This window comes from Staphylococcus carnosus (assembly GCF_900458435.1).
In the GTDB taxonomy this organism is placed as follows: Bacteria; Bacillota; Bacilli; order Staphylococcales; family Staphylococcaceae; genus Staphylococcus; species Staphylococcus carnosus.
The window spans coordinates 406,518-425,582 of sequence record NZ_UHCT01000001.1 but is presented as its reverse complement, the minus strand read 5'-3'; the positions used below and the strand labels follow the sequence as shown (position 1 = coordinate 425,582).

The window sequence follows — 19,065 nt, the reverse complement described above, 5'->3', positions numbered from 1 at the left end:
ACTTCACCCTTTCTTCCATATATTTTACCGTAATACAAAGAATTTATTCCTTTTATTTTTTCTTATGATATGGTTTATAACTAATTGTCGGTTCTCTTTCACCTTTTCGGAATGCCTCTGTAATCTCTTTTCTTCGTGCAGCACGTAATTTACGATTTTTAAGCGCTTCTTTACGATTATAAGCAATATTCAAAGAAGTGCCTTTCCTTTGAGAATCTTTCATGTACATATAGGAACCAATATTATAAGCAGTTCGTACAATCATCTGACCTGCTACTGGTGAAGTCAAATACAAGAATAAAATTGTTAATAATGTTCTCACACTAAAATAATCACGCATCATCAAGAAATATATAAAGACACCGATTAACGATAGTAATACGGACAATGTCGAACTCTTAGTTGCTGCATGTGCACGTAAGAAGACATCTTTGAATTTAACGATACCTATGGCACTAATCAAAGCTACGATAGAACCTAATAATATTAAGACGGCCGCAAATAAACTAACGATTTCGTTTAGATTCAAAGATACGTCCTCCTTCTACAAAGCGAGAAATCCCGATGGTACTTAAAAATGCTAAGATGGCAATGATTAAGCTGGCATCTAAAAAGCTTAATGTATCAAGTACAATACTAAGTATGCCGACGATTGAAATTACCATTGCACCTATTGAATCAAATGCAACTACACGATTAGGCGTAGTGGGACCTTTAACAATACGATACAAAGAAATGATAACCGCAATTCCGTAAATCACAAGTGCAGTGTGTATAATCCACATTATTATTGATTCAATCATTTAAGCACCTCCCATATTAAACGTTCATACTTTTTAATTTGCTTAGTTAATATCGCTTTATCTTTTTCAGATACATCAATCGCATGAATAAAGAAACGACTGCCATCAGGCGAAATTCTTAGTACTAATGATCCTGGTGTCAACATAATCAGCAAGGTCAATAATGTAATCGCCCAATCTCTTTTAAGAGACGTCTCATAAATTAATAAACCAGGATTCATGTCATGAGATTTAAATAAAATATAATTGATAGTGGAAAAACTAGAAATAAATAACTGAACATTATACACCACGATAAATTTAAAAATGACCCAAACCTTCTTCAAATAAAACACACGTTTAAAGAAGAAACGATGTATTAAATATACAATCGCAATACCAATTAAATAACCAGCAACGAAAGTGGACAAATGAAATTTATCTTCATCTTGAAATAACGTCCATAAGAATGCGATTAAAATATTTAACGTTAATTGCGCTAACATTAGTCCACCTCCACTTTCACATCAGGAATAACTGCTTTAATATACTCACTTGGATGTAAATTAAACTCTGCTGCCTGACGTGCAAAATCTAAGAACCATTCTCCGCAAATGCCCATGAAGATAGTTGCACCAGTTAAAAACAACATTGCAATAATTTTATGCATCGCTAAAGGCACCTTATTTACTTGCGGTACCTCTTCTTGTCCGAAATACATAATAAAGAAAATCCGTAATAAACTGTACATCGCAATAATACTTGTAATTACTAAGACGATAACGCCTGTCACATAACCTTTTTCCATTGCGCCTTGAATAATTAAAACCTTGCCTGGGAAACCGCTGAATGGAGGTACGCCTCCAATTGACAATGTCAGTATGAAAAAGATGATACCCAAACTCGGATGAACATGAATCAAACCACCCATATTTTTATAACTGCGAGATCCGCATTGTACAACGAAGACACCTAAAACTAAGAATAATAATGTTTTGATAATCATGTCATGTCCTGCGTAAAAGATAGCGCCGGTTACACCCGCTTCATTCAATGCGCTTAATCCAAGTACTGAAAAACCTATAGATAAAATAACTTGGTAAGCTGCAATTTTCTTCACATCATCATAACCTAATACACCAACAGCTCCGATAATCATAGTAATGATTGCCATATAATACATAAGTTGATGTGTAATATCTGGTTGATGATCAAAAAGCAATGTCATCACACGAATTAAAGCATAAATGCCTACTTTGGTCATTAAACCTGCAAATAATGCTGCGAGTTCAGTATTCAAAGCAGCATAAGCTTTAGGCAGCCACATGAACATGACTAAAGCCGCCTTTCCTCCAAAAACAAAAATCATAATAATTGCAACCATTGTCATCTCAGGTGTTTGCCCACTATCAGCAATTCGCATTGCTAAATGTCCGAAATTCAACGTGCCAAGTGTTCCATATAAATACGCAATTCCTATTAAAAAGAACCAAGAACTGACCACATTCATCACAACATAAATCACACTAGCACGCAGTTGTTCGACAGTTTGACCGAGTGTTAATAGAACAAAAGATGAAATCAGCATAATCTCAAACATGACATACAAATTGAAAATATCGGCTGTTAAGAAACTGCCATTCACACCTGTTAACATAAATAAAATGAAAGAAGGTAAGAAATAACGGTTAGCAAGATGTTCTTTTTTACCGAAACCAAAGTAAATTATGACCGTTACTACAAAGTTTGCGATAGTTGTGAAAAAGAGACCTAATGTATCACCGACAAACTGAATACCAAAAGGTGGCTGCCAATCACCAAAGTTAATCACTAACGGATGAGAATTAAATACATGAATCAGCAAATAAATGGAAACTGCTGTTGTAATCATCAACATTGTAATCGCAATACGACGCGTAACCATTAAACGTTCTTTAAAGAAGAAAAGTACAAGACCAGTGACTAGCGGGACAAGCAATGGTATTAATAATAAATTATTCATCTACATCATCATCCTCACCGCGCAAGGCCTCTATTCGATTGACACGTGTCACTTTATAAGTTCTATAAACTAACACAAGCAAGAAAGCAGTTACTGCAAAACCAATTACAATCGCCGTTAAAATTAATGCTTGCGGTAATGGATCTACATAATTTTTTCCTTCTCCATTAATAATCGGTACATTTTTTCCATCGAAACCACTCATCGCTAAAATTACTAAGTTTGCGACATGTGTGTAAATCGCAGTACCAAGGACAATACGAATCAAATTTTTAGATAAAATCATATACGTTCCTGCAAAAGTTAAAATTCCTATAATTATTATGAGTATCGCATTCAACTTTTATCACCACTTATCGCGAGCATTATTGTTGTGACTGAACCTACTACTGTTAATAAAATATCGAACTCAAAAAGTGTCACACTTGAAAGATGTATCTTTTCTAACAGTGGTACTGTCACATAAACATCTTCATGAGAAAGCAACGGGTGTCCAAAAAATATCGGTGTCACTGCAGTTGCTATCGAAAGCAAACAACCTGATATCGTTACAGCACGAAAGTCAATAGGTAGTGACTTCACTACTTTTTGTACATCAAAGGCTAAAAACATCAGGATGAATGCAGAACTGAAAACAAGTCCGCCGATAAAGCCGCCTCCTGGATTATCATGACCTGCCAAGAAAATATATGCACCAAAAGTCAAAATGATAAATACAGCAACTTTCGATATGGTTTCCAGAACAATATCATTTTCTTTCATTGGACTCATCCCTTCTGATTTTGAATTTAACTAAAGCAAAGATGCCGAGACCGACAATCATAATCACAATACCTTCCAACATAGTATCGAGCGCTCTGAAATCTCCTAATATAGCATTCACAATGTTTTTTGAGCCGGCTAAATCATAACTATTTTCATAAAAACGTGAAATTTTCTGGAATGGCGGATCTTGCAATGCAATCACTACAAAAGTCATGACGAATAATGCCATTAAAAATGCAATGATAAGCTTAACCGCTTCTCTGCCCCACTGTACCTTATCTCTTTGTACGTTCGGCAAGTGATGGAATACCAGTAAAAATAAAATAGTCGAAATTGTCTCAATCACTAATTGTGTCATGGCTAGATCAGGTGCTTTCATCAAGATAAAAACAATCGCAATAGAATAACCGATGACACCGTTTAAAATAACCATCGCCATACGTTCACGAATATACAGCAACGCAGCTGACAGAATAATAATGTTGATTAATACTAGAATTTCAAACCATGTAAATGGTGTGATTTCAAATCCTTTTATCGGAATCCAACCCACTTTAATAAATCCAAATACCAACATTCCAAAAAACATCAGATAAATAACATGTAAATATTGATTTAATTTATTATTCATCATCGTTTGCATATTATGGCGACTGAAACCTTCACTCCACTTCAACATTGCATTATAAAGCGAATTAATTGAAAGTATTGAAGGAATTCGGTTATACACTTTCATCCAGCGCGAACGCCATAATAACAATATACCTATCGTATAAATAATGAGCGTGATACCCAATTCAGACGTAAACCCATGCCATGCTGTTATATGCGGAATGTATTTTTCTACAACAACAGTATGGTTGATGTCTCGCAAAGCCGGACTTATAAGATATTTGCCTAAAATATTCGGTATGATGAAAAACAATGGTAATCCGCAAACGATAATGACCGGAGCAATGTACATGCCAATCGGTTCATGACCAGGTACATGCGGCAGTTTTTCTTTGTTTAAAGGTCCAAAGAAAGTATCTTTTATCATCCGCAAGCTATAAACAAACGTTAGGACACTTGCGCCAATTGCGATAATTAACATAATACTCATAAATATTTGATCATCAATTGGTAATTTCCGTCCATTCACTAAAGTTGTAAAGAACATTTCTTTTGATAAAAAACCATTAAAGAATGGTAAACCAGCCATAGCCATTGCACTGATTGTCATAATCGTTGCCGTTACTGGCAACAACTTACGCAACCCACCAAGATCAGCCAAATTTCGTGTACCGGTCTCATGGTCAATAATACCGGCACCCATAAATAGAACACTCTTGAACAATGCATGATTGATAAGATGGAAAAGTCCTGCAAAGAGACTGATAACGAAAAATTCTACAAATGATTTATGAAGACTGTAAGTCAACATTCCAAAACCGACCATGGACATAATCATGCCGAGTTGGCTGATTGTTGAATAAGCTAATAATGCTTTTAAGTCTCGTTGTCCTACAGCAACAAAGGAGCCGACTGCCAACGTTATAATTCCGACTGTAATCACGATATAACCAACCCAAGAGGCGTAACTTAAGATAGGAGTAAAGCGGAATAAAAGATATAATCCTGCTTTTACCATTGTAGCTGAATGCAAATAAGCACTGACTGGAGTTGGTGCTTCCATCGCATCAGGCAACCAAATATGAAATGGAAATTGAGCAGATTTAGTAAATGCGCCAATTAATATACAAACTACAGCAAATGGAAACCATGGTGAGGACCTTAAAGTATCAGTCTGTGTTACTAACTCAGAAATCGTATTTGTTCCTGAAATACTATAAATGATAATAAAACCAATTAACATAAACATGCCACCGAACACAGTAATCAAGAAAGACTTCAAAGCACCATTTTGACTGGCTTTGCGGTTGTACCAATATGAAATAAGCAAGAATGAAGCGATACTCGTTAATTCCCAAAATACGTATAGCAATATTGTATTATCTGCTAACACAACACCGAGCATGGCGAACATAAATAAAATTAAGTAAAAATAGAATCTTGGTAAGTCGTCATGTTCCTTTGATAAATAAGCATTGGCATATAATACAACACCTGTACCTATTAAAGTGATTAACAATGCAAATATCATCGATAAACCATCAAGACGAAAAGCAAAATCTAAATCGATGATTGGCATCCAGGGTAGTGAAACTGAGGTGATCTTACTATCAGCTGTTTGACTAATCTTAAAAACAAAATACAGTGCGCTAAGAATTGGGGCAATGAGGGCAATCCAACCTGAGAAACGTGCAAACGGTTTAATCGATGCTTGTACAAAATCATCTGCAGCAACTTCAGGTTGAACATCAGTCTGTAAGGTGCTGAATTTTTTTATTTTTATATTCGTTGCCAATATCACTAACATGATGGCGACAACAAAAAAGAGAAGCCATATAAGACTCATAATGAAGATAACTCCTTTCTATATATTGAGTTGTAATGCAAAAGATGAAATTAAAACAATATTGAAGTGCACATAAGAAATGAGGTTAAATATCCAAGTGAATTTCAATAGTTTTGGATACGCTAGGAATATCTATAAATCTAATTGTTTCAGCTAAGGATTGGTGGCCGAGGTATTTTTGAATCACTGTAATCGGTGTCCCTGCTTTATAGGCGTGATAAGCAAATGTTTTACGTAAAGACTGCAAACCGATATGGGCAAGTTCAATCTCTTCTGCTGCTTTGTGGATGATTCGATATGCTTGCTGACGTGATAACTGTTTCTTTGTTCTGCTCGATTGAAAAAGAAAATCTTGTACCCTGTATTCATTATCTGCGATATACTCAGTCAAAGTTTGACGCAAAGAATCAGAAAGCGGCACAACAATTTCCGGAAATTGCGGGTTCGTCCAAGATTCAATGATCATCCTCGGTGCGATACTTTGAAGTGTTTGATTGTCGCTTTCTTTGTATTCAGGCTTCAAAATATCCACTACACGGAGGCCAAGCAATGTACTTAATTTCACACCAGTATGTATCGCAAAACTCAGTAATAAATAATCGCGCTGACTATGTTGTTTTAAAACACGATACATTGCTTCAATTTGCGCCTTATCTTTTATTGGTAATACACATTCCATATTTCGTCATTCCTTTTCTCATCTTTTAATGTATCCACTTCGAGCAAAATAATTTATGTTACTCATTAATGATAATATATATTTGAGTAACATAAAAGTGGTTTGCTTAAATTTTTCAAATAATTTTAAGTTCAAATAATCTCAAAAGATAATTCACTTTAAAAAGAAACAAATAACAATCATAATAAAATAGCGATTTTGTTGTTTAACGTAAAAAAAGAAATGAACCTACGTCCATTTCTTTTCATCTACTATTCATCTATGCGTTTTGGCTTTAAAACCTCATTATTACCCAAAGTGATTTTATTCATTACTTGATTAATCTCTGATTGGTTAGTTATATTTTGTTTTAAATCTTGAACTCTAAATTGTTGAGACAAACTACTATTAATTTCTTCTTCATAATTAACCACAGCACTTTGGGTCCCAATGATACATACATATTCTCTACTTACACCTACAATAGTTGCAAAAGAGCCACTTGGTGGACTAGCTTCAAAATAACGCATTCCTTCTGGTCCTCCATAAATTGGCGGCAACGGTCTACTATCAGACAACCTGTACTCATTTGCTTCGAGAATTACTTCATACGGTTTACCTTGCTCTACTCCCCAAGTACCCGGATATTTTCCATCTATTAATTGTTGTCCATTAATGAATTGTTTTTTCAATTGCGGGTTCAGCAGCATCATCGCTACTTCTTTTTTAATTTCTTGATCACTTAGAGGTGTATTATTTTGTATTTCTTCTTTTCGCTTTTTGTCTTCAATATTATCTTTCTTTTGATTTTCTTCTTCGGAAACTTTTGTTGTTTGCTTTTCTGAATCTATTTCCTTATTTGATGTCGTTTTTTGATGTGTTTCCGTTTTCTTTGATGATTGGTTTTCTTTATCTTGTTCATTTATTTTTCCACAGCCTGCTAAAATCACTATAAATCCTAGTACCAGTGATATGAATTGATGTTTTTTCATGATGATATTCTCCTTACTTTGTTGGCACTCGTTGTATTCATTTAACATTTTACACTCAACCTCATTTTCTACGAGGTTTCCAAATATTCAACAAAGGGAATTTCATTGCATATGATATTTGACTTGTATGCAAATTAAATTTAAATTATAAGTCGTGAATTTTTCATTAATAAGAAAGGAGGTTTCGACATGACATCTATTAAAGTCGGGATTATAGCAGCACCTGGATTCCCAGAACGTTTATCTAAAAAAGTTATTGAATCTTTACCATCCATTTTGAATCGCGAGTTAGATACCGATGCAGAATGGTATTTTCATGTCACTACTGACCCTTTAATCGGCTCAGCTGAAGATGTTAACAAAAGTTTGGATGCTGCCCAAAATGTCAAACAAGAACATAACTGGGACTACGGTATTGTAGTTACTGATCTTCCAATCGTCTCAAATCGTCGTATTATTGTCGGCAATTTAGACGAAACTCATTCAACTGCGCTAATATCTTTGCCCGCTTTAGGTTGGATAGGTTTGCGCAAAAAGTTAAAACAATGCTTGCTTTATTTCTCAGAAAGCATTTATCGTTCACAACATCAAGACGAAGAGCAACAGCAGCGCAAATTGAATTTATCATGGATTACACGAATCAAACTCGAAAAAGCAACGTTTGACCAAAAACAAGATAATGATATGGAAACTGCCTCAGAACAAGAAGATGGAGATGAAACATCCAGATCTCATACGACAACACGTTTTATACTCAACCCGTTGATTATAAGTTGGATATTTTTACTTTTAGGTATGACACGTGCTAATGAACCTTGGAAAGAGATACCGAATTTCAAAAAAATTATTTCTCTGTCTTTTGCGACAGCTACTTATCTCACAATTTTTTCTACTCCATGGCAAATGAGTATTGAATTTTCAAATTTACGCTTTTTACTGATAACAATTTTAGCTATTGGCGGAATGGCACTTTGGATAATGTATGCGCACGGACTATGGGAAGCTTCTACTTCACTAACTACACGCACGTATCGCACGGTTTATAACATCACAACAGTATTAACACTGCTCATTATTATAGCAATCAGCTACATTATTTTATTTGCACTTCTAATGATAAGTGTCGCGCTTTTTGTACCGAATGATTTATATAATATGATGACTTCAAATCAAGGTATAAGAAGCTGGGGTCAATTCTTATATCTCACTTGGTTTCTTACTTATCTTGGTTTCTTAGCAGGAGCATTAGGAGCATCTGTGGAGAATGAAGATAAAATACGAGACATGACTTATTCTTATCGCCAACGTGCTCGCTATGAAGAAGCTAAAGAATGGGAATCAACGAAATACTACTCTTCTGATTCAGAAGAAAATAAAAATACACAGAAAGGAGGATAAAATTTGGAACAATTAGTGGTCGGAATTGTAGCAGCACCTGGTATTGCCAATAAATTATCGCATAAGATGGTCTATGACTTGCCGGACTTGTTATCAAAATATATTTCGTCTCAATATAAATGGAAAATTGAAGTTGTGGTAGATGCTTTGACCGGATCAGCTGAAGATACCGAACAGGCCTATCAGAAAACAGAAGATTATTTAGATCGCTATAACTGGAATTATATTATCAGTTTAACGGACTTACCATTATTTCATGATAATGAATCTGTCATCGCAGTAGATATCAATGAAGAAAACGGTGCAAGTATGATATCCATTCCTGCCTATGGTTGGCGCCCTTTAACTAAACGTTTAGAGAAAACCATCGTGACAGTAATTCATGAAATCAATGTGCAATTCAGTGATTATGCACAGAATGGAACTGCTGAGAAAGACGATGAAGAACGCCAAAAAGAGTATCATGATATTTTTCCGTTTTCTAACTTAAGAAAAATTCGTACTTACGCTGATGAAACACATACAATGCATATACGTTATATCGTTGCTTCAAAAGTCAGCGGTAACTTACGTTTATTAAGCGGCATGACTTTTGCAAATAATCCGCTTCGCCTGATGCAAAGTATGAACAGTGTCATCGCAATTGCCTTTACCACAGGAGCATCTGGGATGATTTTCTCAACCATGTGGCAACTCGGCAATACATTTTCTGCAGGAAGATTAACCATGTTATCCTTATTTGCGATTATCGGCATGATTGCTTGGATTATTTTAGCCCACAACTTATGGGAATCTACGAAGTATAGTACAAATCGTAAAATAACACGCTTATATAATATGACGACATTAACTACCTTAGGTACTTCTGTCTTGATATATTATCTGGTATTGCTTCTAATCTATATCATTGCTGCACTAATACTACTACCACCGGGATTCTTAGGGCGACAATTAGAGTTAAAACATGCTGCACCATTTTCTCTATATATCTTTATCGCATGGTTCACAGCTTCTATTTCCACAATAGCAGGTGCCATAGGTGCAGGTATGCGTAATGAAAAATTAGTACGAGAAAGTACGTACGGTTCACGTCAGCAAATGCGTAAAGCTTTGATCAAAGAGCGTAGTAAACATGAATAATAAATGAAATAAAAGTCTTCGCTGAATATGTGTGCGAAGACTTTTATTTGCGCTTATATTTCCAAATACGGTAACCAGCTGGAATGATAATTAAAATAGAAAATAAGAATCCCAACCATAAATAGCCCTTATCAAATAATAAATAAAGAGTAAATAAGACAATCCCTAAGATTATTGCAAGAAGATTAAACCATAATTTTTGTCCTATTTCTCGAAAATACTGTTTCATCTTAGTGACGTCCTTTCTGGAATTTTACAGTAACATTTAAAAATCACTTTATCTTACGTACGTTGTTTTTACTGGTTTTCATGCTATCACACGAAAGTTATAATACCAATTAATCCCACAAAGGTTAGACTGAAGGTTGTCTGAAGCTAGACACCCCTCCGTCTCAATTATTGCTTAATTCAATAAAAAAGACAGACTACTTAAGTCTGCCTTGTCAGCTATTGCATATCAACTTTATCTTCTACTTCTTTTAATTTAGGATTATCTTTTTCCGACTTAATAACATCTTTTGTTTTATAAACTTTGGCCATTCCATCCAACCCATGTAATAATTCATTGTAATCAGGTATCGGACTTTGTGAACCAAAGATAATCATATTATGCTCATTCATCGCGATATTCACTGAGTATTGTGAGGGAAACGGTTGAATATTATAAAACTTAGTTCCTGTGGGTGTGTTATCCATTTGAGTATTTTCCGGTAATGAGGTCACTGTTAATTTCGGCAAATGTTTCTTTTTAACGCCATCACTAAATTTTGATTGATATTCTCCTTTTAATACGTCATCTGCCGTAATGAATTTATCATCTAATCCAGGTTGGAAGAGTAACATAGCAATTTTTTGTTTATCTGTATAATCAATAATTTGATTGTCAGAACTATCATTAGTAGTTTTTTTATTTCTCTGCGAGTTAAGTTCTTTTTCTTTTAATGCTTTAAATCCTTCTCCACTTTCATCTTGAGATGCTTCTTTCTTTTGACTTGTTTTTTCAGAAGTTTCTTTTTTGTGTTCATCTTTTGAATCATTTTGATTGCATGCTGTAAGAATGATCGTTAAAAATACCGCAAGTAACGTCAGTCCCCATTTTCTCATTTGGTGCTGCCTCCTCTTGGTTTAAATATCTCGATAAATATTTTCTACAACTAGATTTTATATTTTATAAGCAGATTACCATATTGAACCTTAACTTTCTATACTGTGGAAGCGTTAATCAAATTTGCTTCTCCAAACCAAAAATTATCTCTTGGATATAGTCATGATATTTTTCAGTGTAATTTAAAGTTTCAAATCTAATATTCTATTTTATAAAAATAAATAGTATCAATATTTCATGGCGTGTTTTTATAATCATTTTATTTGTCACAACTATGACAAATTTGTCTAGAAATTAAATATCTTGTTACAAAAGTTTGACAAACAAAACGATACGTATTAGTATTGAAGTATCAAGTAGTTGAGAAACATTCTCAACACTTTCTCAATAGTTTAAAAAATTGGTACAGTGTACTGATTGTGCAGCTGACTAATCAGAAACTATTGAGCATCCATAGTAACTAAGGCAAAAGCGAACTGACTGTTGCCTTCATATATATTCTTTTCAACGGATTGGTCTTAAGTACTAAACGTGCTGAAAACTACTCCCGTCATTCTCATATGCCATACGCATATTGAGGTGATGGGAGTTTTTTGCGTTATTAAGTACTTTTATCAATAACAGAAAAGAAGACAGCAGCCAATTATCATTTAAAAGGAGAATGATTTTTAATGAAAATTGTAGCATTATTCCCAGAAGCATCAAAATCTACTCAATTATTATCTAAACAAGAAGCTTTAGGTCTACCAGAATTCTTAAAAGGTACTGATAACGAGCTAATCTTGGTTTCTAGTAACGAAGAAATTGATAAATACGTTGAGGATATGGATGTTGTAATTTCTTCTCCATTCTTACCTGCTTATATCACTAAAGAAAGAATCGAAAAAGCTAAAAATCTTAAATATGCAATTACAGCTGGTATCGGTTCTGACCACGTAGATATTGAAGCAGCTGCAGAACACGGCATTGTTGTAGCTGAAGTAACAGGTAGTAACAACGAAAGTGTTGCTGAACAAAACGTTTTAGAAACACTATTATTGCTTAGAAACTATGAAGAAGGCCATAGACAAGCAATGGAAGGCGAATGGGACTTACCATTAGTAGGTTCTGGCGCATTTGAATTACAAGAGAAAAAAATTGGTATCTTCGGATTTGGACGTATTGGTCAATTAACTGCACAACGTTTAAAACCATTTAATGTTAACATCCGTTATAACGATCCATTCAGAAAAGAAGATGTTGAAAAAGAATTAGGCGTTGAATATGTAGAATTTGATGAATTAGTAGAAACTTCTGATGTCATCATTATTCAATCACCACTTACTCCTGATACAAAAGGTAAATTCGATGCAAGTGTTATCGATAAAATGCAAAAAGGTACAGTTGTAGTTAACTGTGCACGTGGTTCAATTGTTGATACAGATGCAATTACTAAAGCTGTTGAAGACGGACATATCAGATATGGTGGCGACGTTTGGTTCCCACAACCAGCACCAAAAGATCACCCTTGGCGTTCACTTAAAAATTCAGGTATGACTGTTGAAGCTCAAAAACGTATTCAAAAAGGTGTAGAAGAAATGCTTACTAACGCTATGGAAAACACACCAATCCGTCCTGAATATGTCATTGTTGATAATAATAAAGTAGCAAGCCAAAGCTACCTAACTAAAAAAGATAAATAAGTTCGGATATCGAACGTTGTCATAAATTGAAATCCCCTTTTGATTTCAGAAACTTAATGTAATGGAATAAACTATCTCAAGGTCGCTTTCTAGTTGTAAAACTAGGAAGCGATTTTTTTATGTATAAAAATTTCAGGAAAATAAAAAGACTTTCGATTGAACGAAAGCCTTCATAATTTGCTGTTATTTATCTAAAATACTGCTTAAATCTTTTGCGAATGATTCCGGTTCTTGTACGTAACCGAAGTGTCCGCCAGCTACTTCTGAAGCTTCTTTGTCCATGTCCCTAGCAAATAAATCTGAAGCTTGATACACTAATGATCCTTTAGATGCTTTACCTTTTAACCAAGCAATCTTATGTGCTATTTTACGTAATTGCCCTAAATCCACTTCATAATCCATGTATTGTCGTAGTTCATATTGCATCCAAATTTTCGTAGATTCAGCACTATTAGAATCCATTGTGTCTGGTGAACATACTGCACATGGTGCGATAGTATCTTCTACTAAAACCTTCATATCTAATTGTGATGGTTTCATAACATATTCAAAGATACGCATCGCCGCAGGTATACCTTCAATTTCTGCAGCTTGAGAAATTTTTTGAGCTTCTTTTTCAAGTTCTGTTCTATTTGGGAAAACAGTTGCATTTAAAGGTTCATGTATGGCTGCACCTACAATCAAATCTGGGAATTTTTCCAACATGCGCATGGCAACAACTGCTCCGGTATCTGTTCCCATGATGTATACTGCATTATCACTTAGGTTTTTAGCCAACGCTGCCATGTCCTCAGTATCTTTTTCAAGTCTGAACGTATCATGCGTTTGATTAATCGATGCCGGCATTGGTTCTGTCAGTTCACTGTATCCATATCCTCTTCTATCAGGCAAAACAACAGTGAAATGTGATTTCAGTTCCTCTGCTGTATCCATGTAACTATCATTAACGCCACTTGCACCTGGTATCATAATCAGCAAAGGACCTTGCCCCATTTGTTCATGACGAATAATTGCGCCATTTGTTTCCAGTGATTGCTTACCATTTTCCCCTTTCTCTCTATTTTCTGTATTATCTTCAATAATTCTTAATACTGCAAATTATTGTGAAGAATCGATATACATTTCTACTGCTTTTTTAGTTTCACTTAAATGTGCGACATGGGCTTGATAATCTTTGGATAAATACGTATAAAACAAAATATCAACCGTCATCAATTGAGCAATGAGGGAACTTGTAGCTGCTAAACGTAAACTCTTTTCAGAACTGGCGTCATGCAATAACACGATATCCGCTTCTCCCGCCAATTTCGAATCGCTTCTGCTCGTAATTGCTGCTACGGTTGCACCATAATAATGCGCAACATGTGCTAAACGTAATGTCTCCTGATTATGCCCTGAATTAGAAACACCAATAAATAAGACATTATCTTTTTTATGATACCCTGCCAATACAGTCGCTAATACATGAGCATCAGCACTTTGAATCACTTCCATACCTGCACGCGTGAATTTTTGATAGATATCTTCAGCAACAATGTGACTTGCGCCAACACCAAAGACCACAATTTTTTGCACATCATACAATTTATCAACCAATGCTTCTAATGCTTGATCTTCCAATAACACTTCTGTCGTTTCTAACGTATAAGCAGCCCGTGATAATAATTTACGTTTGATTTCTCTAGGCGACTCATCTTGTGCAATTTCTTTATAGTTATGCGCTTCATGTTGTGGTAAATTCCGAGATAATGACAATTTCAAATCGACAAATCCTTTGAATCCAAGTTTATGTGCACAACGAATAACTGTGGCTGAACTTGTCTTTGTCACATCTCCTAAAGTTTGTGCACTCATTTCCAGTACTTTTTCTGGATGCTCTAGTAGAAATTGTGCAATGTGTTGTTCGTTCTTAGTAAGATGTTTCATCTGCTCTCGAATATGAATAATTAGATGTTCTGTTTCCATTATTTACACATCCGCTTCATCAGCTTCTTGCGGCGCTGTCATATCTTTTGTTGTGCCAAAGAAATATGTAGCGACAAATCCGCCCGCATATGCTGCAAGTAATCCTGCAATATAACCGAGATACATATTATCGTAAATCAATGGAATCAATGATACACCGCTAGGTCCAATTGCTACAGCACCGATATGACCGATACCGCCAATCACAGCACCGCCAATGCCGCCACCGATACATGCAGTAATAAACGGTCGACCTAGTGGTAATGTCACCCCATAAATCAACGGTTCGCCAATTCCTAAAATACCTGCTGGCAATGCACCTTTTAAGAGACGAATGATTTTTTTGTTCTTACGGCATTTTACCCACAATGCAAATGCTGCACCAACTTGTCCAGCCCCTGCCATTGCTAATACGGGCAATAAAAACGTCGCATGATCTTGGTTGATCATTTCAATATGAATCGGTGTTAACACTTGATGCAGACCAAACATGACAAGCGGCAAGAATGTCGCACCTAACACAAATCCGCTGAATGGGCCGCCTATATCCAGTACCCACTTGATTGCTGCTAAAATACCTTCTGATACAACCCCAGCAACCGGCATTATCAAGAAGATGGTCGCTAGTCCCATAATTAATAAAGTAATCGTCGGTGTTACGATAATATCAATAGAATTCGGAATAACTTTATGCAATCTTTTTTCAATCATTGCTAAAATCCAAACTGCAAAAATAACACCAATAACACCGCCTTGACCTGCAGCCAGTGCGTCACCGTTAAAGATGTTGTGTAAAGGTTTGTCAGGTGTCATACCTGTCAGTAATGTAGTACCACCAATGACACCACCAAGACCAGGCGTTGCACCGAACTCTTTAGCGGAATTAATACCTACATAAATTGCTAAATATGCAAATATACCGTTTTTAATAATATCGAAAACCATGACCATTTCTTGCCAAAATGCTCCATCAATTTTACCTGCAACTAACAAATTCGAAAGAACCGCACTAATACCGCCGATTAATCCTGCACCGACAAATGCTGGAATTAAAGGAACAAATATATTCGCAATAGTGCGTAAAACCTTACGCCATTTCGATGGTTTCTTTTTTTGATTCATCTGACTTTTAAATAATTGCGCTTCTTCTTCAACACGTTCTTTATCCGATTTAGGTCTGTTTGTGTTTTCTGAATTTTGATGATGTGAAATACGTTCTCCTAATGGAACACCAATCATCTCACTCATGGCATTCGCGACTTTATTAACTGTGCCAGGTCCTACAATAACTTGTAGTGACTCGTCTTCAACGACACCCATAACACCATTAATCGCTTTCAGCCCTTCGATGTTAACTTTGGAATAATCAATAATATCCATTCGTACTCTAGTCATGCAATGAATAACACGTTCTAAATTTTCTTTTCCACCCACATTTTCTAATATTTCCCGGGCAATTCTCTCTTCTTTTGACATCATGTCTCACGCTCCTTAGGTGTTTCGAATAAAACCATCTGCCTTTTCCAATCTTTTTGTTGCTTCTGAATATGATATATTATGCAGACCCATAACAATTGCTGTTTTTACATTGTCGCGTGCTTCATGAAAAAGTTGTTCACTCTTTTCTATCGGTACTTCTACTATTTCTGAAATAATATTTAAAGCACGTTGTTTCAACTTATTGTTTGTGGGTTTGACATCAACCATTAGATTTTCATAAACTTTTCCAATACCAACCATCGCACCTGTAGAAATCATATTTAAAACTAATTTCTGTGCTGTTCCTGATTTAAGGCGAGTAGAACCTGTCAGAATTTCTGGACCTACTTCGATTTCAATTGCAATATCTGCGACATCGCCGATTTCTGAATCTTTAACACAAGCTAAAGCAGCTGTTTTGGCACCTACTGCTTTCGCGTATTTCAATCCTCCGATAACATAGGGAGTACGGCCACTGGCTGCTAAACCAATAACAACATCTTTCTCAGTCAGTAAGTGTCCTTTAAGGTCGGCTTCAGCAAGTTTAAGGTTATCTTCTGCTCCTTCAATAGCTTCAGTCGTTGCTTTAGATCCTCCTGCAATTAATCCGATAACTATATCACGAGATACTCCGAAAGTCGGTACACATTCTGCGGCATCCAATACACCTAAACGTCCACTTGTACCTGCGCCGATGTAAAAAAGACGACCGCCATTTTTAAAAGCCTCTATAACTGTATCAATTACGTTTGCGATTACTTTCTTTTCATGAGCAATCGCTTCAGGCACTAGTCTATCTTCATCATTCATCACAGTCACAAAATCTTCTGTACTTAATTCATCTAGGTTCATCGTCCTTTCATTACGGTGTTCTGTCATTAATTTTTTAATGTCCATTTTCTTCTTCTCCTTTTTCATTAAAAAGTTTAAAAGGTGTACCTGATTGAATCAGCTTAATACAGTCTAAATCTGCATCTTCAATATGACCTAATACATTTACTGCAGCATCAGCAGGTAAATCACGTCTTGTGATTTCTAATTCATTCATATAGCGACCATATAAATTGTTGTCTAATGTAATTGTGCCTTGCGGACGTTCCACAGCATTTCTTGCCTCTACTTCATCGTTAAATTCTTTGCGTGACTCTTGTGCACGCACCACATCGCGTGCAACATCTGGTTTATTTGTAAAACCTCGTAAATAAGGACTATCTGAGTCTAAATTAGTACGCAACCACACCGTATTTTCAGTTGCATAATGGAAAAATTGTCTCATCATAAAATCATTAATACCGGAATCACCTATACAAACAACATCTGTAAGCATGAGTTCCAGGTCATACGCTGAAGCTAAAGGGTGTTGATACCGATGCGCTTCTAATGTCGGTAATCCTCGATGAATCGGACCACGAAGTTTTGTTCCAGGCACAAATGCCATGATTTGTAATTCTGGATATGCGCCTTTCAATCGTTCATTAATATGTTGGAAAAAGGCAGTATCTAAACCTGTGTTAGGTCTCGGGTAATAATTATGTGCAACGTAAATATTTTCTTGAGAAATACCTCTATCATTTAATTCGCGTAAAATAGGAAATGCATCTGTGCTCGCGTTAAGCATGATAGGGTTTCCATTTTCGACATAATCTGCAAGTTGATTGATATCTATTGCTTCATCTAATCGAATAATATCTATTCCTGCATCCTTTATACTAGAAGGATTTTCTAATGATAATCCAAGTTGTCCAAAAGTTTTTCCATTCACATCAGCAATCACTTTTGCTCGTGACTGATTTAAAATTGAGAGTTGTCTTAAACGCTCTAAATACTGAGTTTGATCATCTTCTGGAATTTGCAATGATGTAAAAATATAGCGGAATCCTTTGTTCAACATTGCTTCAATATATGTTTCGTCAAAATCTTCTCCTAAATAAACTGAAAATCCTAATTGCATGTATGCCACCTCTGATTTAAAGAATAATTTCTACGCTACACTCTACCCATAAAAAATTAACTATCATTTTTGTAATCGCTTTCATTATTGCATAATTGAAATTTTATTACAATATAATTTTTGTTAATAGCATATTCCGAAATATAATTTCATGTATAAACTTAAAAAAGTACGGACCATTTAACGTCCGTACTTTTAAAAATCCCTCTTTTTGAAAGGATATATTAAATGAAAACCTGATTCTGTATATTTAGAGAATCAGGCTTTCATATTATTTATACTTTTTTAACGAACCACATTAAAACAAATTGAAGGGGTAACCTTGCATAAAGCCCCCATTTCGGAACTTCTTGATCACCTAACGGCAATTTTTTACGTGCCATATAGATATTAGCTGGAAAAACAGCTAACAAGAATGCATTGATAACACATTTAGTCCACTTGCATGGACGTTTCCAGAATAAAAGTATCCCGAAAATAATTTCGAATATACCTGTTACGTAAACTGCTGTTTTACGCAACGGTAAATACTCCGGCACGATTCGCGTAAAACCTTCTGGTTTTAGGAAATGAAAAATACCTGCTGCAGAAAATAATTCGGCAATTAAAAATCTCAAAAACTTTTTCATAAATTATCTCTCCTTTCTTCTATTATTACCACATCGATTTCATTGTTGTCGTTATCTAC

Annotated in this window: 20 protein-coding genes; 3 read left to right on the top strand and 17 right to left on the bottom strand. The window is 35.3% G+C overall.

From position 1 onward, the window contains the following. Positions 1 to 52 precede the first annotated feature (52 nt). From DYE31_RS01760 to DYE31_RS12630, 9 genes are all read right to left on the bottom strand, one after another. The gene (locus tag DYE31_RS01760) at positions 53 to 529 is read right to left on the bottom strand and encodes a Na+/H+ antiporter subunit G (protein ID WP_015901364.1); all 477 of its coding nucleotides are present in this window, start codon (positions 527 to 529) and stop codon (positions 53 to 55) included. Next, positions 507 to 803 carry a monovalent cation/H+ antiporter complex subunit F gene (locus DYE31_RS01755; protein WP_015901365.1) on the bottom strand — a complete coding sequence of 99 codons (297 nt, stop codon included), beginning with the start codon at positions 801 to 803 and terminating at the stop codon, positions 507 to 509. Before DYE31_RS01755 ends, DYE31_RS01760 begins: the two co-directional genes overlap by 23 nt. Beyond that, complete coding sequence (locus DYE31_RS01750) at positions 800 to 1,288, bottom strand: Na+/H+ antiporter subunit E (protein ID WP_015901366.1); 489 nt, start codon at positions 1,286 to 1,288, stop codon at positions 800 to 802. The genes DYE31_RS01755 and DYE31_RS01750 overlap by 4 nt, the downstream gene beginning before the upstream one ends. Next, a complete protein-coding gene (locus DYE31_RS01745) occupies positions 1,288 to 2,784 on the bottom strand; it encodes a Na+/H+ antiporter subunit D (RefSeq protein ID WP_015901367.1) in 1,497 nt (498 codons plus the stop codon). The genes DYE31_RS01750 and DYE31_RS01745 overlap by 1 nt, the downstream gene beginning before the upstream one ends. Next, entirely contained in the window at positions 2,777 to 3,124 is a 348-nt protein-coding gene (locus DYE31_RS01740; protein ID WP_015901368.1) for a Na(+)/H(+) antiporter subunit C, read from the bottom strand. Before DYE31_RS01740 ends, DYE31_RS01745 begins: the two co-directional genes overlap by 8 nt. Continuing rightward, positions 3,121 to 3,546: a monovalent cation/H+ antiporter subunit B gene (locus DYE31_RS01735; protein WP_015901369.1), complete on the bottom strand. Its 426-nt coding sequence runs from the start codon at positions 3,544 to 3,546 to the stop codon at positions 3,121 to 3,123. Before DYE31_RS01735 ends, DYE31_RS01740 begins: the two co-directional genes overlap by 4 nt. Continuing rightward, entirely contained in the window at positions 3,533 to 6,007 is a 2,475-nt protein-coding gene (locus tag DYE31_RS01730; RefSeq protein ID WP_015901370.1) for a DUF4040 family protein, read from the bottom strand. The genes DYE31_RS01735 and DYE31_RS01730 overlap by 14 nt, the downstream gene beginning before the upstream one ends. Positions 6,008 to 6,092: 85 nt before the next feature. After that, the gene (locus DYE31_RS01725) at positions 6,093 to 6,686 is read right to left on the bottom strand and encodes a tyrosine-type recombinase/integrase (protein WP_015901371.1); all 594 of its coding nucleotides are present in this window, start codon (positions 6,684 to 6,686) and stop codon (positions 6,093 to 6,095) included. A gap of 251 nt (positions 6,687 to 6,937) precedes the next feature. Continuing rightward, a complete protein-coding gene (locus tag DYE31_RS12630) occupies positions 6,938 to 7,657 on the bottom strand; it encodes a hypothetical protein (protein ID WP_015901372.1) in 720 nt (239 codons plus the stop codon). A 189-nt stretch (positions 7,658 to 7,846) separates the two neighbouring features. Between DYE31_RS12630 and DYE31_RS01715 the strand changes: the two genes are divergently transcribed. Beyond that, on the top strand, positions 7,847 to 9,055 hold the full coding sequence (locus DYE31_RS01715; protein WP_015901373.1) for a hypothetical protein: 1,209 nt from the start codon (positions 7,847 to 7,849) through the stop codon (positions 9,053 to 9,055). A 3-nt stretch (positions 9,056 to 9,058) separates the two neighbouring features. Continuing rightward, positions 9,059 to 10,195, top strand: a complete 1,137-nt coding sequence (locus tag DYE31_RS01710; RefSeq protein ID WP_015901374.1) for a hypothetical protein — start codon at positions 9,059 to 9,061, stop codon at positions 10,193 to 10,195. A 43-nt stretch (positions 10,196 to 10,238) separates the two neighbouring features. Here the strand turns inward: DYE31_RS01710 and DYE31_RS01705 are convergent, their stop codons facing one another. Together DYE31_RS01705 and DYE31_RS01700 are read right to left on the bottom strand one after the other, a co-directional pair. Then, the gene (locus DYE31_RS01705) at positions 10,239 to 10,424 is read right to left on the bottom strand and encodes a hypothetical protein (RefSeq protein WP_041613031.1); all 186 of its coding nucleotides are present in this window, start codon (positions 10,422 to 10,424) and stop codon (positions 10,239 to 10,241) included. 218 nt (positions 10,425 to 10,642) lie between these two features. Continuing rightward, a complete protein-coding gene (locus DYE31_RS01700; RefSeq protein WP_015901375.1) occupies positions 10,643 to 11,299 on the bottom strand; it encodes a hypothetical protein in 657 nt (218 codons plus the stop codon). Between the two features lie 672 nt (positions 11,300 to 11,971). Between DYE31_RS01700 and DYE31_RS01695 the strand changes: the two genes are divergently transcribed. After that, on the top strand, positions 11,972 to 12,982 hold the full coding sequence (locus DYE31_RS01695) for an NAD-dependent formate dehydrogenase (protein WP_015901376.1): 1,011 nt from the start codon (positions 11,972 to 11,974) through the stop codon (positions 12,980 to 12,982). A 183-nt stretch (positions 12,983 to 13,165) separates the two neighbouring features. Here DYE31_RS01695 and DYE31_RS01690 read toward each other — a convergent pair whose 3' ends face one another. The 6 genes from DYE31_RS01690 to DYE31_RS01665 all read right to left on the bottom strand — a co-directional run bounded on the left by DYE31_RS01690 (position 13,166) and on the right by DYE31_RS01665 (position 19,006). Beyond that, complete coding sequence (locus DYE31_RS01690; RefSeq protein ID WP_015901377.1) at positions 13,166 to 13,951, bottom strand: alpha/beta fold hydrolase; 786 nt, start codon at positions 13,949 to 13,951, stop codon at positions 13,166 to 13,168. Positions 13,952 to 14,080: 129 nt separating this feature from the next. Then, complete coding sequence (locus DYE31_RS01685; RefSeq protein WP_015901378.1) at positions 14,081 to 14,947, bottom strand: MurR/RpiR family transcriptional regulator; 867 nt, start codon at positions 14,945 to 14,947, stop codon at positions 14,081 to 14,083. Positions 14,948 to 14,950: 3 nt separating this feature from the next. Beyond that, a complete protein-coding gene (locus DYE31_RS01680; RefSeq protein WP_041613151.1) occupies positions 14,951 to 16,423 on the bottom strand; it encodes a PTS transporter subunit EIIC in 1,473 nt (490 codons plus the stop codon). A gap of 15 nt (positions 16,424 to 16,438) precedes the next feature. After that, a complete protein-coding gene (gene murQ, locus DYE31_RS01675; protein WP_015901380.1) occupies positions 16,439 to 17,323 on the bottom strand; it encodes an N-acetylmuramic acid 6-phosphate etherase in 885 nt (294 codons plus the stop codon). After that, the gene (locus tag DYE31_RS01670) at positions 17,313 to 18,377 is read right to left on the bottom strand and encodes a MupG family TIM beta-alpha barrel fold protein (RefSeq protein WP_015901381.1); all 1,065 of its coding nucleotides are present in this window, start codon (positions 18,375 to 18,377) and stop codon (positions 17,313 to 17,315) included. Before DYE31_RS01670 ends, murQ begins: the two co-directional genes overlap by 11 nt. 275 nt (positions 18,378 to 18,652) lie before the next feature. Beyond that, positions 18,653 to 19,006 (bottom strand): DoxX family protein, encoded by a 354-nt coding sequence (locus DYE31_RS01665; protein WP_015901382.1) that lies wholly within the window; start codon positions 19,004 to 19,006, stop codon positions 18,653 to 18,655. Positions 19,007 to 19,065 lie beyond the last annotated feature (59 nt).